This is a genomic window from Pedobacter sp. UYEF25 (genome assembly GCF_054061655.1).
In genome coordinates, this window is the sequence record NZ_JBSSEL010000002.1 from 73,120 (window position 1) to 88,823 (window position 15,704).

Genomic DNA, 15,704 nt, shown 5'->3' on the forward strand with positions numbered 1-15,704 from the left:
ATTTTTTGAATGATAAACGTAGAAGATTTAGTCAGAGAAAATATCAAAAACTTGAAACCTTACTCTACCGCGCGGGACGAGTTTAAGGGAAATGCTTCAATCTTTTTAGACGCAAATGAAAATAGCCATGGTTCGCCGCTACCGGTAAACTATAACCGTTATCCTGATCCGTTGCAATTGGATTTGAAGACAGAAATAAGCAAAATTAAAGGTGTACCTGCGGCGCATATTTTTTTGGGTAACGGAAGTGATGAGGCTATTGATTTACTGTTTAGAGCATTTTGCAACCCAGGTGTAGACAACGTAATTGTCGTTCCGCCTACCTACGGGATGTATGAAGTCTCGGCAAATATTAATGATGTGATAGTGAAAAAGGTGAATTTATTGCCTGATTTTCAATTAGATCTCGACAACATTGCAGAGTCGATTGATAAAAACACGAAATTGATATTCATCTGCTCGCCAAACAACCCAACCGGAAATTCGATCAGGAGAGATGACATCGAAACAATCTTAGCAAACTTTAATGGGATTGTGGTAGTAGATGAAGCTTACATTAATTATGCAAAGCAGAAAACATTTATACAAGAACTTAAAGAGTACACAAATTTGGTGGTGTTACAAACCTTTTCCAAAGCGTGGGGATTGGCAGCACTTCGCTTGGGAATGGCTTTCTCTTCCAAACCCATCATTGATGTTTTAAATAAAATTAAGCCTCCATATAACATCAATCAAGCTACGCAAAATCTTGCTTTAGAGGCACTTAAAAACGTAAAGCAAGTAAATAAATGGATCAAAGAAACGGTTGATGAACGAGACAGGGTAGGTATTGAACTCAATAAGCTGTCAAATGTTAAAATGGTCTATCCAAGCGACGCTAATTTTATTTTAATTGATGTAGACAACGCAGCTGGGACCTATAAAAAGTTGGTTGATCAAGGCATTATTGTTCGTGATAGATCAAAAGTAACCCTTTGCGAAGGTTGTTTAAGGATTACAATCGGTACAAAAGAAGAAAATGATAGGTTGATCGATGTTTTAAAATATCAGCTCGTTCACGGAGGAGCTTAAATCGCACAAAAACAATGGCAAAGAACATTACCGAAATTGAAGAAAGCCCGCTTAAAAGTTTAGGGTTAAACGAAGTACATGCAAATCAAAGTGTTATCTCGAAGACTAAAATTCTGTTTATAGATAGGGATGGCACGTTGAATGTCGAACCTGAAGATGAACAAGTCGATAGTTTCGAAAAGCTTATGTTCTATCCAAAAGCTTTATTTTATCTTCCTAAAATAGCGGCCGAATTAGATTTCAGATTGGTGATGGTTACCAACCAGGATGGTTTGGGAACAGCTGTAAATCCAGACGAAAAATTCTGGCCAATCCATAACTTTATTCTAAAAACCTTTCAAGGAGAAGGCGTAAATTTTGATGAAGTAATTATTGATAAGACCTTTGCAAAAGACAATGCTTTAACACGTAAACCTGGCACAGCTCTTCTCACAAAATATTTTAGCGAGTCCTACGATTTATCCAATTCATTTGTAATTGGAGATCGGTTAAACGATATGGTCTTGGCAAAAAATTTAGCTTGCAAGGGCATCTTTATCCGAAATAATGATGCCCTTGGTGCAACCGAAAATTTATTAAAGAGAGAAGCTTTAGATGATGTGATCTCGTTAGAAACTACAGAATGGAAAGACATTTACATGTTCTTATCCGCTGGAAGCAGAAAAATAAGTCACCAGCGAAACACAAACGAAACCAAGATATCAATCAAAATAGATCTTGATGGAACGGGCAATGCGGAAATACAGACCGGATTAAATTTCTTTGACCACATGTTGGATCAAATTGCAAGACATGGTAGCATAGATCTGAAGGTGTTGGCCGACGGAGACCTGCACATTGATGAGCACCATACAATAGAAGATACTGGAATTGCTTTGGGAGAAGCTTTTGCAAAAGCATTGGGAAAAAAACTGGGAATTGAACGATACGGATTTTGTTTGCCGATGGACGACTGTTTAGCGCAAGTGGCAATAGATTTTGGTGGACGAAATTGGTTGGTTTGGGATGCTGATTTTAAGAGAGAAAAAGTTGGTGACGTCCCAACTGAAATGTTTTACCATTTCTTTAAATCTTTTAGCGATGCCGCAAAATGCAACTTAAACATTAAAGCTGAGGGAAGCAACGAACACCATAAAATTGAAGCTATTTTTAAAGCTTTTGCCAAATCTCTTAAAATGGCAATTAAACGAGATGCAGAAAAGATGGTTTTGCCAAGTACAAAGGGGTTGCTTTAGTAGCTGGGCAGCTAGACCGTGGGCAAAAGTTGAACAAAGATTGCAATTTAAATTTGGAGATAGACCCAGTAGTAAACTATTAGCTATGCAGAATGAAAACAACCATGCGCTCCCGTTGTTAAACAAAAGAGTTGGAATTGTAAATTATGGAGCAGGAAATATTTTTTCGCTTACCTCGGCATTAGACAGGTTAAGCATGTCTTACGGAATGATCAACACTGAGCCCGATTTCGATTTATATTCGCACATTATCATACCTGGGGTAGGCCACGCAGGCGCTGCTATGAAAAAACTAACAAATAGCGGACTTGCTGAAGCAATAAAAAAGCAAAAAAAGCCAGTATTGGGCATTTGTGTAGGAATGCAATTGTTAACCTCTCATAGCGAAGAAGGCGATGCAGATCTGTTGAATATTATTGAAGTAAAGACGAAAAAATTCGACAAGACTTTAAAAATCAAGATTCCACATATGGGATGGAACGGAATTAATTATAGCAACTCGGTTCTATTTAGGGGTTTACAAAACGGAGAGCAGTTTTATTTCGTACATTCTTATTTTATAGAATATAACCCTATTTTTGACATCGCTTCGACAGATTACGGTGTGAAATTTTCTGCAGCCATACAAAAAGATAACTATTTTGGCGTGCAATTTCATCCGGAAAAATCTGGGAAAGCGGGAGAACAGGTACTTAAAAACTTTTCTAATTTAACCTTTTAACATGTACATTATACCCGCAATAGATATTCTAGACGGAAAAGTAGTTCGCTTGCGCGAAGGAGATTACAACCAGAAAACTGAATACAACATTTCTTTGTCAGAGATGATTGCAAAATATCAATCCAATGGTACCGATCTCATCCATATTATTGATTTAAATGGTGCAAGAGGAGATTTTAGCAATCAAGAATCGCTATTTGAAATCATCAGAAAAACAGAAATGAAAGTGCAATATGGTGGCGGAATACGCACCATTGAGCAAGTAAATTTCTTACTAGATGCTGGCATACATCGAGTTATTGTAGGTACTCAAGCCATTACGAATCCCAATTTTTTAAGTGAGTTAAGTATCGCCTTTACCAAAAAAGAGACTTATGCAAACCGCATAGTTATCGCTATAGACGTATTAGATGAAGTAATCAAATATTCTGGATGGATGGAAAGCTCTCCTATAAAGCTAATGGATTACGTTGATAAGTGCCTTAATTTGGGCTTTTTTAGGTTTCTATGTACTGATATAAATAAAGATGGCAAGCTCGGCGGCGCAGCGGTTGATTTGTATAGGAAATTGCTGGAGCATTCGCCAATGATCAAACTAATCGCCTCGGGCGGAGTAAGCTCGATGGAGGACATAAAGGAGTTAGCCAAATTTGACATTAGAAGCGTAGTTGTTGGAAAAGCAATTTATGAAGACAGAATTTCTATTGAAGAGATAAAAGAGTGGAATTTAAAGGCGCTCTCTTCAATCTAGATTTAAAAACCGTTTTGAAGGCTTGACGCAGTCTAATCATTTTGAATTGTGCTTCAAAGATTGCTCCATCGCTTGCAATGCAGAAACCTTAAAAAGATGTTCAGTAAACGAATTATTCCCTGTTTAGATGTAAAAGACGGTAGAACGGTAAAGGGCGTTAATTTTGTAAATTTACAAGACGCCGGAGATCCCGTGGAACTTGCAGCAAAATATGCGGAACAAGGCGCAGACGAACTCGTTTTTTTAGACATCACCGCCACAAATGAGCGAAGAAAAACAATGATCGAAATGGTAAAATCAGTAGCGCGCCAATTGAACATTCCATTTACAATAGGCGGTGGAATTACAGAAATTGCCGATGCTGAGGCTTTGTTAAACGCAGGGGCAGATAAAATTAGCATCAATTCTGCAGCGGTTCGCAATCCAAAACTGATTGAAACACTTGCAAAAGCATTTGGAGCACAGTTTGTAGTTTTGGCTGTGGATACAAAGTTTGTAAATAAAAAAAACAAAGTTCATTTAAATGGCGGCCGATTGGTCACAGAACTTGACACCGAGGAATGGATTAAACGAGCCGAGAGTTTAGGAGCTGGGGAGATTTTGTTAACTTCCATGGATCATGATGGAACAAAATCCGGATTCGATTGCAATTTGCTTAGCAAAATAAACAAAACAATAAGCATTCCGATTATCGCCTCTGGTGGTGCAGGAAACATGCAACATTTTATTGATGTATTTAAAAATGCGAAAGTAGACGCAGCTTTGGCTGCTTCCGTATTTCATTATGGGGAGATATTGATACCTGATTTGAAAAGAGTGTTGACTGAAAATGGAATTCCTGTGAGAATTTAAATAGTACCACATTATTTTGGGGCGCAAAGTAATCCTTGTATTTATTTTAAGTTTCTAGTCGCCCGCAATGTTGTAAACAATAAACATATGAACTTAGATATTTCTTTATTAGATTGGGATAAGACAGCCGGTTTAATACCGGTTATCGTCCAAGACCATCAAACTTTAGAAGTTTTAATGCTCGGATACATGAACCGCGAAGCATTAGAAAAGACAAAGGCAGAACGAAAAGTTACCTTTTTTTCCCGCACTAAAAACAGGCTGTGGACGAAGGGCGAAACCAGTGGAAATTACTTAAATGTGAAAGAGATTTTTAATGATTGCGACAATGATACTCTTCTAATTAAGGTTCAAGCTGATGGTCCTACATGCCATACAGGAAGTCGAAGTTGTTTCAAAACATCGTTCAATCAAAACTTTATATTTGAGCTTGAGAACATCATTACCGATAGGTATGAAAACCCAGTTGAAGGTTCTTACATCAACAAAATGCAGAAGAAGGGCATAAATAAAATTGCCCAAAAAGTTGGCGAAGAAGGTGTAGAAACTGTAATTGCTGCGCTTGCAGAATCGAGAGAAGAACTTGTAGGAGAAGCTGCAGACCTTGTTTTTCATTTGTTATTCTTACTCAAGGAAAGAGGTTTGTCAATTAAAGACATTTCAGATAAATTGATTGAAAGGCATCGTTGAAGATTTACGGTATAATAAAAAGGCATAGCATGATAAAATACGTTTCTTATTTTAATCTCTTTATAGGAATTATCTTGTTAGCCCTTAGTAAAAACAACCAAAATGCACTAGATTTTTTAAGTCTTTTACCCATTCTTTTGTTTAATTGGCTTTCACTATTTCATTTATTAAAGAGTAACTTAAAATTTGCTAAGTGGCATATATGGTTAGGCTACATTTGTATTTTTCTAAGTGTTTTATCGGTCGTTGCAGATGGCATTCTTCTTGCGCATATTTTTTCGCCGAAAAATACGCCTGCAGCGTTTAGTTTATTACTAGTTGTAGTTAGGCTAGTTTTTGATATTTCTGTTGTTTTTCAGGTGTTCGCAGTGTTAAAATTCGACAGAAACTTAAGATTTATTTTAACAAAAAATCAAACTACCATTAAATGATCAAACATTTAAAAACGCTTTCAGGACACCAAAATCCGGTTTACGCCTTAGCTGCTTCAGATAAAGAGGGGATTTTCTTCAGCGCTGGAAACGACAAGGGTGTGGTAGAATGGAGCTTAAAAAAAATGGCTTTCCTAATGGTAAAATTGCCGGTAGAAAGTTCGGTTTACGTACTACATAATTATAGCAACCGCTTATATATAGGCGAGCGAAGCGGACTGATGACTGTTTATGATTTTATAGCGCAAAAAATTATTGCACAGGTCCAAGCACACCTAAAACCCATCTTCGATATCACCACAATAAAAGGTAAAAATGAATTGTTAACCACCGGCGAAGATGGCATGGTTGCCGTTTGGTCACTTAAAGATTTTGAGGAACGTTTCAGGTTTCAAATTTCTAGTTCTATGGTAAGAAGTATGGCCGTTTCGATAGACGAAAGCGAGATTGCATTTGGGAGCAAAGACAATTCTATTTACATCTACAATGTTACCGATTACAGCTTTAAACATAGCTTAAAAATCCATTCATTAGCAGTTACATCATTGGTCTACCATCCAAAAGGAAAATTTTTAATCTCTGGTGGAAGAGACGCAAAGCTGAACATTTTAGATTTGCCAACCTACCAGCTCAAAGAAACAATTGCTGCGCACATGTTTGGCGTTTATGCCATTGTATTTCATCCGACACTACCCTACTTTGCAACGGGCAGTCAAGATAAAAGTATAAAAATTTGGGATTCGGAAAATTTTAAATTGTATAAAATCTTAAGTTTAGAAAAAATGGGTGTGGGTCACTCCCATTCTGTGAATAAAATTATTTGGAGTAATGACGGAAAATATTTGATCTCTACCGGCGATGATAGGCAAGTGATTGTTTGGGAACTTGAATGATAATAAAAACGGAAATTACGCTAAAAACCGTTTGATAATTCTTAGTTTATGGGTGTATCTACCGAGCGCTCTATTAAAAATGCCTTGGTCATCAATTTGATCGATACGTACTTTCGAAGAAGCATGAATAATCTCATTAGGCGAAAGCAAAATGCCAACATGAGTAATTTTGCCTTCTTCATTATCGAAAAATGCAAGATCACCTGCTTTTCCTTCTGGCAAAAAACCAACTAAATTTCCCTGTTCCGCCTGTTGCGAAGCATCTCGAGCTAAGGTTATATTAAACATTTTAAATACGAGTTGGACGAACCCTGAGCAATCTAATCCAAAGAGATTCCTACCGCCCCAGAGATATGGAATGTTTTGAAAAAATTTTGAAGTCTCAGCTACTTCATTTTTAAAATTTATCTTAGATTTATGTTGTGGCTCAAATTCTAATTTAAAATGTTCGGCGCCCAATCGGCAATATCCATTTTTGAAATTTGGGAGATTACTCCCGGGACCTATGTGAAAAATATTTCCATCTGTTGAAATGAGCGAATTACTAAAACTCAGCGGTGCGACCGTATCACAATGGTGTGCAGTTAAAAAATCGCTTTGAGAAATGTCTGCCAATTGCCTAAAATCTACCCACCCTTGGTAGCGATCATATCCATTTTGGATGAGCCACCACCTTTCTTGCTTATCTAAAACTTCTACATGATCACCAAAAAGCAATTGCGAAACCATTTCAGCCCGATCACTCGGCTCGGCACGAAGTGCGGCAACAGCAATTCTACAAATTCCGTAGAGACTATCCATGTTGAAAAACTTTAAGAAAATAAATAACTCTTAAAAAATAAGCTACAAGTTCGCTTGAATTATTTGTTTAAGTTGAGCGGGTTGTACAACACCACTGTGCCTCCAAAGTACTTTCCCCTTTTTAAAAAGTATAAGAGTTGGTACACTTTGCACATTATAATCTGCAGCAGTCTTATTATTTTTATCTATATCAATTTTAATGATTGCAACTTTATCGCCAATGTCTATTTTAACTTGTTCCAAAATTGGTTTCATCATCTTACAAGGACCGCACCACTCGGCAGAAAAGTCTATGAGTACGGGTTTATCTTGGTTTACTAAATCTGAGAAAGTAGCCATTTTCTGAAGGTTTATAGGTTAACTTTAAAAATAAAAGCTGAAAATCTTTTGCACACTTTTTATTTTAAATTATTTAACTACATTTTTATGCAATTTCCGCTGCCAAATCGCTTGTCCAGTTTTGAAACAAGCCTTGCTCTATCGCAATTACATCGTCTGCATATTTTCTCCAATCTGTAGAAAAAGCAGTCAACTGTTTGATCATTTCCTCTAAATGCCCCTCTTCCTCTAATATAATAGACTTAACATTCACCTTGCTGTTTGCATCGTCTAATATTGCTTGGTAGATTGGGTAAAGCTCATCTGCGCGGACTTCTATAGCATAAGTAACAAATAAATAGGCGGCAAATTTTAACTCGTATCCAGATAAGTTAAACTTGTCTTTTAAATACCTAGATACAGCAATATCTAGCGCATGAAGGTAATATTTGGTGTGGGCCGGGGATAGCAATTCAGCATTTCCGTAAGTCTCACAATCTCCATGGGCAATTTTAGCAATCTGTTTTTTTAGATAATAGGCATGGCGATGTTCTTCTGCTGCGTGTTTTAATACAATAATAGTTACATTTTCCTTATGTTCTGAAGCTGAAATTTTCTTAGCGCCTGCATTCTCCATAAATGAAAGCGTGTTTAACCATTTTGCATGGAGTACATCATCGGCAACTATTTTTTCTAAGGTAGTGTTAAGCATTTTATTTACTTCTAAAATTAATTTAAATTCGATTTTGGACGATGCAATATTGATGTACAGCGATTTTTAAATTTCTCTATCGAAATCCCAATTTTCTAGGTAATCGGCGACTCTACGCACAAACATCCCTCCTAAACTCCCGTCAACAACTCTATGATCATAAGATAAAGAAAGAAACATCATATGCCTAATGGCGATGACATCTCCAAACTCCGTTTCCAAAACGGCTGGTTTTTTCTTGATGGCGCCTACAGCTAAAATGGCTACTTGTGGTTGATTGATGATTGGCGTGCCCATTACGTTCCCGAAAGTACCCACATTTGTTAACGTAAATGTGCCGCCTTGGGTTTCGTCTGGTTTAAGTCTTCCGTCTCTGGCTCTAGAAGCAAGATCATTAACAGCTTTTGTCAATCCAACCAAATTTAATTGATCTGCGTTTTTTATAACAGGTACGATAAGATTTCCGCTCGGAAGTGCAGCAGCCATACCAATATTTATATCGCGTTTTTTGATGATTTGAGTTCCCACAACAGAAACATTAACCATTGGAAAATCCTTAATCGCCTTCGCAACTGCTTCAGCAAATAAAGGCGTAAAGGTTATTTTTTCTCCCTCACGCTTCTCAAAACCCGCTTTCACTTTGTTTCTCCAACGCACCATGTTGGTTACGTCAGCCTCTACAAAAGAAGTAACGTGTGGCGATGTAGCAACACTATTTACCATGTGGTTTGCAATAAGCTTGCGCATCCTATCCATTTCTATAATTTCCTCATTAGCGTTTAAACTAACAGTTGTAGACTGCTGAGGTTTTTCTATTGTCTTTTCTTTAACTTCAGAAGCCTTTCCTAGTTCCTCCTCCGGTTTTTGTGTCGCTTTAGATGCTATATATTGAAGTAAATCGTCTTTTGTTAAACGCCCATCTGCTCCTGTTCCGCTAATTTTTTCCAATTCTGTGATAGAGAGATTTTCTTCGGCGGCGATACTTTTTACCAAAGGAGAATAAAAACGATCAGAACTTATAGACTCACTGTCTTCCTTAATACTTTCTTGAATTTTAAAAGTCACTGGATCCACACCTGCCACAAAAGTAACATCTTGTTTTTCTACATGAATTGGCTTGTCAGTAGTGGGTACGGAGCCATTCGACTCATTTGTTTCTATAATTGCGATAACGTCTCCAACCTGTGCAACATCATCTTCTTTGAAAAGATGCTTTACCATTTTACCTGCCACGGGCGAAGGAACTTCAGAATCTACTTTATCCGTCGCTATTTCCAAGATGGTATCGTCTAAAGCTATCGTATCGCCTGGATTTTTTAACCATTTGATCACCGTAGCTTCGGCAACACTCTCTCCCATTTTCGGTAACAATAATTCGTACTGAGCCATATAACTTTTTTAGTGATGGATTCTTTATAATGAAACAAAATTAACGATTTTAATTTTAGCTAGTCTTCTCTGAGCATGTTCAGCAACAATGTTAATGCTGCAGCAGCAGATCTTTCTATGTTTTGAGTTCGCTCATTACTAAAATGAAATAATTTGCAAATTGTTTGCTGTTTGTTGCAAACTGAAATCCAAACTGTTCCTACTGGCTTATTTTCTAGACCTCCACCTGGGCCCGCAATTCCACTAACTGCCACAGCATAATCCGTTTTAAAATGTTTCAGCGCTCCTTCTGCCATTTCCTTCACTGTTTCTTCGCTTACCGCGCCATAGTCTGTTAAAGTAGATTCTTTGACCCCTAAAACAGATTCTTTGAGGGAATAAGAATAAGCAACCGCACCACCATAGTAAACAGATGAACAACCAGGAATCTGGGTAATTAAGTGTGCTATGTATCCACCGGTGCAGCTTTCTGCGGTAGAAAGTGTGAAGCCTTTTGTATCCATTAATTGCACAATTGCTTTTTCTAATGGTATATCTTCTTCGGCAACCACGTATTTTTTGATGCGATGTACAATTTTATCAATAAATACCTGAACATCGCCACGAACTTTAGCCTCATCATATCCACTGGCAGACAACCGCAATCTAACCTGCCCTAATTTTGGTAAATAAGCAAGTTTTATTGATGGGGGAAGCGATGCTTCTATGTCTTCGATCTGAACAGCCAAAAATGATTCTCCAATACCGGCCGTTAAAATGGTATGATGTATAATGTGAGGGAGTTTAAACCGGCTTTTTAAACGCGGTAAAATTTCTTCTTCCATTAAATACATCATTTCAAAAGGGACGCCGGGCATAGAAACAAAAATTTTACCGTGTTCATTAAACCACATGCAGGGAGCAGTTCCTCGTTTATTCAAAACCACCTCGCACCCTGATGGAACATCTGCTTGTTTCGCATTCAATTCGATCATTGGGCGGTTAAGTTTTTCAAAGAGTTGCTTCACTATTTCTAGCGTAGGTTCATCTCTCCGAAACCCCATATTAAAATATTTGGCTAATGTAAACTTGGTTATATCGTCTTTTGTTGGACCTAAACCGCCCGTAATTAAGATTACATCAACGCGTTTTTCTGCGTTTTGTAGCGCTTCGATAATATGGCCCTCATCATCAGATACTGAAGTAATCTGCTTTACAGACATGCCAATTAAATTTAATTGTTTAGCCATCCAAGCAGAATTCGTGTCTACAATTTGGCCTATTAATATTTCATCTCCGATGGTTATTATTTCTGCAAGCATATTTTAATTATAAGAATTATAATAACCCTGTCTTTTGCTCAACTTTAAATCCTGAAGAATGGCGGCTTTCACCTTTAAGGTTACCGAATAGCTCTTGTAAGCGCCGTAAGGAACCCAATTGATGCTCAAATCCCAGCAATGCAAATCTCTATAGATTCCGAGCTGCATTGGTGTAAGTCCGTTGTTCTTAAAATCATATCCAGAACTAAAAGTTGCCTTCCATTTGGGTGTAAAATTTACGTCTCCATTAAAATTCAAAGTATTGCTTGTCGTAGTCCGTCCAAAATCGTTTGCATACTGAAAGCTGTAAGAAAACGAAAAATTCCATGGAATGTTAAAATCTACAAAAGCGTTTGGATCCCTACTTAAGGCAGACAATTCTTCGGTTTGAATTGGACTAAGACCTTTTTCTGAAGCATCTTTAAGCGCATCATTAGCGGCATTTTTTTTCTTTAATGCTGCCGGATTTAAGCTATAATCAAAAGAAAATCCTATCGAAGTTAATCTTGGCAACTTTCCGTTTTTAAACGTCAGTTCGTTACTTTTACTGTAGGTGACTACACCCGTTGCAGGATCTGTTATTGCATCTAACGTATAAGGATCGAAGCTACCATTGTAATTAATGCCCAACTTATCGGTAAACTGAGACCTTCCGCTAAAGCTCAAATTACTCAGCTTGTTACGTGGTGCAACAAAATTATAAGATCCGCTCAAGCTCAATCCTTGAATAATTGGAATCTTCTTTTCCCCAGTTCCTGTGGTGTCTTTTCTATCTCTCACCTTTAATTCTACGTTATTATCCAATCCAAACCCTATGGAAGCAGATTTGCTAGAAAAGGAGCCAGGATATGCGCTATTTGAGAAAATAGAATAAGTTAGTGGAGTTCCATCATAAGTATTTATAATTGGCTTCCCATTTTGATCTATCGCGGCCAAATATGGTCCTGAGCCAGCTTTTGTAAAATCCGGAGAATAGCTAAAAGAGACATTCGGAGTCATTACGTGGCGCAACTGCTCGATGTTTCCCAAATTCTTAAACTTTTTGGTAAGTCCATATATTTTGGTAGACATACTTGTGGAGAAACTATAGCTACCGGCTCTCCTGAAACCGCTAATTGTATCTGTTCTAATAGAATACGTTCCATCTCCAAAAGTTGTGTAATTGTTTCTTGTTGTCTGAAAATTCCAAACTTCGTTATAACTTCCGCCTACACTAAAATTTAAGACATCGAGTAGTGTAAAAGACGCATTTATAGGAATGCTGTGGCTAAAGCCGGATTTTAATCGCTTTAGTCCATCATTTTGAAAAAGAAGGGTATCTTTTGTCGTGATGCTGTTATTTGCTTGCACTCCGTACCCAACGGATATTTTTTGATACCACTTTTGTTCGCCTACACGAGTTTTTGAATCGAATGGATTAAAAGTAGGAACGTTAAACGTGCCAGTTGGTAATCTGACTGAGATATCTTTGGTGCTTAATGTTTGGTCACTTCCCAACGACAGCGAATAGTTCATACCGTTAGTAAAGTTTTTGGCATAACTTACGCTACTGCTAGTGGTATTTCTGGCAATCGCATTAATGTCGTACGTAGAGTTTGCTGCCGTATTGGTATAATAAGTACTGGAAACTAAATTTACGCTAGCGCTAAAATTAGTACCCGGATGGGCGTTTGCGTTTTGACTATGTGACCAGCCAATGCTGAAATCCTTATTGGGCGTTTCAAATGCTTTTGTACCTTCCAAGCCGTTTTTTATACTTCCATACCTCAAAGAAATATTTCCATTGTATTTGTAGCGTTTTGTATAGTTTGATAGCAGACTGGTTTCATAAGAACCATTAGTATAAATAGTACCAAGGAGTTTTGCATCCCAATAATCATTCAGACCCAGGTAATAGCCTCCGTTTTGTAAATAAAATCCCCTTGTCGCATCCTCACCAGGTTGCGGAAGAATTACGCCAGACGTCCGTTTGTTGGGTTTTGGAAAAAACGCAAAAGGAAGCCCCAGTGGCAATGGAACGCCTTCAACTTCTAGATACACCGGACCGGTTACAATTTGTTTTTCAGTCACGATGCCTTTTGTAATTACAAAACCAAAGTGTTGATGGGGAAAAGGGAGGTCGCAAGTGCTATAAACTACATTTTTTAAGTGCACTTCATCATCTATTTGCTTCTTAGTTTGACCACCAGAAAAATACCCTCCTTCTTGCTCAGAAAAAACACCAAATACTTTTGCCTTGCTTGTTTTAGAGTTATAATAAATAGAATCTGCTATGGCAGAACCTTCTGCGCCAGACTTAAAAATCGGCCTTCCTACATACTTATTTGTTTTTGGGTCAGTTCGTCCGCTTGCAAAAATAATATCATTTTTACTGTCGTACCTAATATAGTCTGCACTCAGTTCAAAATCGCCGTATAAAACTTTAGCCTGTCCATATAAATAAATGATACTTTTGTCTTTACTAAATTTTGTAGAATCTTCTGCCTTATACTCTACTTTTTTATCTAAATCGCTTGTATTTTTTCTATTGCCGAGAGTGGTGTCTTTTCTAGAAGTATCTTTTTTTGCAGTATCTAGTTGGGTAAGTTGCTGCAATGAAATGTGCGCAGCAGCGTTTACTCTACTAGTGTTTAAAACCAATAAAATGACAGTAAAAACAAAAATAGAGTTTGCCAGAATTTTCAAATTGATATTTGAATGTTAAATTTGCAAAAATGCTAACTAAAAAACGCCCAAAATTACTGAAAAATATATCATTGATGTACCTTAAAACTCTTTTAGCTTTCTTTATTTCGTTCGCTTTAGCCAACACTATTGATAATCAAGCTTTTGCACAGCACTACAAAATTAAAACCATTGTTATAGATGCTGGCCATGGCGGCAAAGATGGTTCCACGCATGGGGTGTACAGTAAAGAGAAAGACGTGGCGTTAAAAACTGCTCTGAATCTTGGTAAAGCACTACAAGACAGTTTAAAAGACATAAACATAGTTTATACACGCACTACCGATGTTTTTGTGCCATTATATGAAAGAATTAAACTAGCCAACGAGGCAAAAGCCGATTTGTTTATTTCCATCCATTTAAATGACATGCCAGTTTACACCACCAGAAAATTAGCCTATTATAAGAAGGTACGTGGAAAGAAACAAGCTGTTTATACCACAACTAGGGCAAAAAGCACTTCTACAAATGGTACAGAAACTTTTGTGTCTGGTACAAGTAGGTTAGACGAGCAAGATGAGGTTATTAAAAGAGAGAATTCTTCTATTTTTTTAGAAGATGACTATAAAAAGAATTACGAGGGATTTATTTCAAACACTCCCGAAAACGACATTATGCTTTCTCTGATGAAGCAGACCAATAGAGAGAGAAGTTTAAGGTTTGCATCTCTCCTACAGCAAGAATATATAAACAATGGCCGCGTGAATCGTGGAGTGCAAGAAAAAAGCTTAGCGGTTTTAGCTCGAGCAGCAATGCCTGCGGTACTTACCGAAATTGGTTTCGTAAGCAATCCCGACGAAGAAAATTACATGAATTCTCCGGAAGGGCAAGACGAGATTGTGAGTGCTATAACTAAAGCAATAATTAAATACAAAAAATTTGCTGAAACAGCTTTTTAAGACAAATTCTATGACTTTTAAATACTTGTTTTTTGTTTTAGCCGGATTTATGTTTTGTAAAACAGACGGTTGGTCGCAAGGTTATTCTATAAAAACCATCGTCATTGATCCGGGGCATGGCGGTAGAAAACCCGGCGCATCGGGAGCCATCTCAACAGAAAAAAATGTGGCCTTAAAGATTGCACTAAAACTGGGCGCTGAGATTAAGAATCAGCTGCCGCAAATACATATTATTTATACCCGTAAAACAGATGTTGATGTTGATTTATACAGGAGAGCAGAAATTGCAAATAACGCAAAGGCAGATTTATTTATTTCGATTCATTGCAATTCAATGCCAAAAGGAAAATCGTACATAGATGGTGTGGAAACTTTGGTTGCGGGTTCTCACAGATTAAAGGAGCAAGATGCGGCGATACGAGAAAATGCGGATATCAAACTGGAAAAAAACTATAAGGAAAATTACAGTGGTTACGACCCCGCTGATCCCGCGAGTTTCATCATGCTTTCTCTCTTAAAAAACACGTTTAGGGATAAAAGTATCAGTTTTGCAAGATTGATTCAGAACAATTACGTGAATAAATATAAAAGAACCGATCGCGGAGTTAAAGAACAGGGAGTTTTAGTGTTACAGCGCTGTGGTATGCCTGCCGTTCTTGCCGAAGTTGGTTTTATTTCTAATCCAACAGAAGAGAGGTACATCAATTCTAATAAAGGGCAAGACGAGATTGTTGGATGTATTGTAGACGCAATTAAACTGTATAAAAAAAATATAGAGGTTAAATAAATTGCTATAAAAGTTTACCTTTGCGAGCAGAAATTAAAACCTTTCGATGTTAAATTTTGTTAGAGAAAAATCTACTAAAGAAAAGCAACTGAAAATCGGGGGCGACACGTTATATGTAACCTTTTTAGA

General features: G+C 37.4%; 16 protein-coding genes. 10 read left to right on the plus strand and 6 right to left on the minus strand.

The window, feature by feature from the left end; translation table 11 throughout:
* Positions 1-9 precede the first annotated feature (9 nt).
* From hisC to ACVWYG_RS02380, 8 genes are all read left to right on the plus strand, one after another.
* Positions 10-1,071: a histidinol-phosphate transaminase gene (hisC, locus tag ACVWYG_RS02345; RefSeq protein WP_457268520.1), complete on the plus strand. Its 1,062-nt coding sequence runs from the start codon at positions 10-12 to the stop codon at positions 1,069-1,071.
* A gap of 14 nt (positions 1,072-1,085) precedes the next feature.
* Positions 1,086-2,306: a bifunctional histidinol-phosphatase/imidazoleglycerol-phosphate dehydratase HisB gene (gene hisB / locus ACVWYG_RS02350; RefSeq protein ID WP_457268521.1), complete on the plus strand. Its 1,221-nt coding sequence runs from the start codon at positions 1,086-1,088 to the stop codon at positions 2,304-2,306.
* Between the two features lie 85 nt (positions 2,307-2,391).
* The gene (gene hisH, locus ACVWYG_RS02355) at positions 2,392-3,027 is read left to right on the plus strand and encodes an imidazole glycerol phosphate synthase subunit HisH (RefSeq protein ID WP_457268522.1); all 636 of its coding nucleotides are present in this window, start codon (positions 2,392-2,394) and stop codon (positions 3,025-3,027) included.
* 1 nt (position 3,028) lies between these two features.
* Entirely contained in the window at positions 3,029-3,778 is a 750-nt protein-coding gene (gene hisA / locus ACVWYG_RS02360; RefSeq protein WP_457268523.1) for a 1-(5-phosphoribosyl)-5-[(5-phosphoribosylamino)methylideneamino]imidazole-4-carboxamide isomerase, read from the plus strand.
* Positions 3,779-3,874: 96 nt separating this feature from the next.
* A complete protein-coding gene (gene hisF, locus ACVWYG_RS02365; RefSeq protein ID WP_457268524.1) occupies positions 3,875-4,630 on the plus strand; it encodes an imidazole glycerol phosphate synthase subunit HisF in 756 nt (251 codons plus the stop codon).
* A gap of 87 nt (positions 4,631-4,717) precedes the next feature.
* A complete protein-coding gene (gene hisIE / locus ACVWYG_RS02370; RefSeq protein WP_457268525.1) occupies positions 4,718-5,320 on the plus strand; it encodes a bifunctional phosphoribosyl-AMP cyclohydrolase/phosphoribosyl-ATP diphosphatase HisIE in 603 nt (200 codons plus the stop codon).
* 29 nt (positions 5,321-5,349) lie between these two features.
* On the plus strand, positions 5,350-5,751 hold the full coding sequence (locus tag ACVWYG_RS02375; RefSeq protein WP_457268526.1) for a hypothetical protein: 402 nt from the start codon (positions 5,350-5,352) through the stop codon (positions 5,749-5,751).
* Positions 5,748-6,644, plus strand: coding sequence for a WD40 repeat domain-containing protein (locus ACVWYG_RS02380; RefSeq protein WP_457268527.1), 897 nt, complete (start codon positions 5,748-5,750; stop codon positions 6,642-6,644). Before ACVWYG_RS02375 ends, ACVWYG_RS02380 begins: the two co-directional genes overlap by 4 nt.
* Positions 6,645-6,659: 15 nt before the next feature.
* Here the strand turns inward: ACVWYG_RS02380 and ACVWYG_RS02385 are convergent, their stop codons facing one another.
* The 6 genes from ACVWYG_RS02385 to ACVWYG_RS02410 all read right to left on the minus strand — a co-directional run bounded on the left by ACVWYG_RS02385 (position 6,660) and on the right by ACVWYG_RS02410 (position 13,850).
* Positions 6,660-7,445: a C40 family peptidase gene (locus tag ACVWYG_RS02385; protein ID WP_457268528.1), complete on the minus strand. Its 786-nt coding sequence runs from the start codon at positions 7,443-7,445 to the stop codon at positions 6,660-6,662.
* A gap of 42 nt (positions 7,446-7,487) precedes the next feature.
* Positions 7,488-7,784 (minus strand): thioredoxin, encoded by a 297-nt coding sequence (gene trxA, locus ACVWYG_RS02390; RefSeq protein ID WP_457268529.1) that lies wholly within the window; start codon positions 7,782-7,784, stop codon positions 7,488-7,490.
* Positions 7,785-7,869: 85 nt separating this feature from the next.
* Positions 7,870-8,475: a hypothetical protein gene (locus ACVWYG_RS02395; protein WP_457268530.1), complete on the minus strand. Its 606-nt coding sequence runs from the start codon at positions 8,473-8,475 to the stop codon at positions 7,870-7,872.
* A 66-nt stretch (positions 8,476-8,541) separates the two neighbouring features.
* Positions 8,542-9,864 carry a dihydrolipoamide acetyltransferase family protein gene (locus ACVWYG_RS02400; RefSeq protein ID WP_457268531.1) on the minus strand — a complete coding sequence of 441 codons (1,323 nt, stop codon included), beginning with the start codon at positions 9,862-9,864 and terminating at the stop codon, positions 8,542-8,544.
* Positions 9,865-9,923: 59 nt separating this feature from the next.
* Positions 9,924-11,165 (minus strand): competence/damage-inducible protein A, encoded by a 1,242-nt coding sequence (locus ACVWYG_RS02405; RefSeq protein ID WP_457268532.1) that lies wholly within the window; start codon positions 11,163-11,165, stop codon positions 9,924-9,926.
* 3 nt (positions 11,166-11,168) lie between these two features.
* The gene (locus ACVWYG_RS02410; RefSeq protein WP_457268533.1) at positions 11,169-13,850 is read right to left on the minus strand and encodes a putative LPS assembly protein LptD; all 2,682 of its coding nucleotides are present in this window, start codon (positions 13,848-13,850) and stop codon (positions 11,169-11,171) included.
* Between the two features lie 74 nt (positions 13,851-13,924).
* Between ACVWYG_RS02410 and ACVWYG_RS02415 the strand changes: the two genes are divergently transcribed.
* Positions 13,925-14,788, plus strand: coding sequence for an N-acetylmuramoyl-L-alanine amidase family protein (locus ACVWYG_RS02415; protein WP_457268534.1), 864 nt, complete (start codon positions 13,925-13,927; stop codon positions 14,786-14,788).
* Between the two features lie 10 nt (positions 14,789-14,798).
* Positions 14,799-15,575: an N-acetylmuramoyl-L-alanine amidase family protein gene (locus ACVWYG_RS02420; RefSeq protein ID WP_457268535.1), complete on the plus strand. Its 777-nt coding sequence runs from the start codon at positions 14,799-14,801 to the stop codon at positions 15,573-15,575.
* Positions 15,576-15,704: the final 129 nt, after the last annotated feature.

Excerpts from the sequence above, each read along its gene's own strand:
- hisC (WP_457268520.1), top strand. The coding sequence starts at position 10 with ATGATAAACGTAGAAGATTTAGTCAGAGAAAATATCAAAAACTTGAAA.
- hisB (WP_457268521.1), top strand. The coding sequence starts at position 1,086 with ATGGCAAAGAACATTACCGAAATTGAAGAAAGCCCGCTTAAAAGTTTA.
- hisH (WP_457268522.1), top strand. The coding sequence starts at position 2,392 with ATGCAGAATGAAAACAACCATGCGCTCCCGTTGTTAAACAAAAGAGTT.
- hisA (WP_457268523.1), top strand. The coding sequence starts at position 3,029 with ATGTACATTATACCCGCAATAGATATTCTAGACGGAAAAGTAGTTCGC.
- hisF (WP_457268524.1), top strand. The coding sequence starts at position 3,875 with ATGTTCAGTAAACGAATTATTCCCTGTTTAGATGTAAAAGACGGTAGA.
- hisIE (WP_457268525.1), top strand. The coding sequence starts at position 4,718 with ATGAACTTAGATATTTCTTTATTAGATTGGGATAAGACAGCCGGTTTA.
- ACVWYG_RS02375 (WP_457268526.1), top strand. The coding sequence starts at position 5,350 with ATGATAAAATACGTTTCTTATTTTAATCTCTTTATAGGAATTATCTTG.
- ACVWYG_RS02380 (WP_457268527.1), top strand. The coding sequence starts at position 5,748 with ATGATCAAACATTTAAAAACGCTTTCAGGACACCAAAATCCGGTTTAC.
- ACVWYG_RS02385 (WP_457268528.1), bottom strand. The coding sequence starts at position 7,445 with ATGGATAGTCTCTACGGAATTTGTAGAATTGCTGTTGCCGCACTTCGT.
- trxA (WP_457268529.1), bottom strand. The coding sequence starts at position 7,784 with ATGGCTACTTTCTCAGATTTAGTAAACCAAGATAAACCCGTACTCATA.
- ACVWYG_RS02395 (WP_457268530.1), bottom strand. The coding sequence starts at position 8,475 with ATGCTTAACACTACCTTAGAAAAAATAGTTGCCGATGATGTACTCCAT.
- ACVWYG_RS02400 (WP_457268531.1), bottom strand. The coding sequence starts at position 9,864 with ATGGCTCAGTACGAATTATTGTTACCGAAAATGGGAGAGAGTGTTGCC.
- ACVWYG_RS02405 (WP_457268532.1), bottom strand. The coding sequence starts at position 11,165 with ATGCTTGCAGAAATAATAACCATCGGAGATGAAATATTAATAGGCCAA.
- ACVWYG_RS02415 (WP_457268534.1), top strand. The coding sequence starts at position 13,925 with ATGTACCTTAAAACTCTTTTAGCTTTCTTTATTTCGTTCGCTTTAGCC.
- ACVWYG_RS02420 (WP_457268535.1), top strand. The coding sequence starts at position 14,799 with ATGACTTTTAAATACTTGTTTTTTGTTTTAGCCGGATTTATGTTTTGT.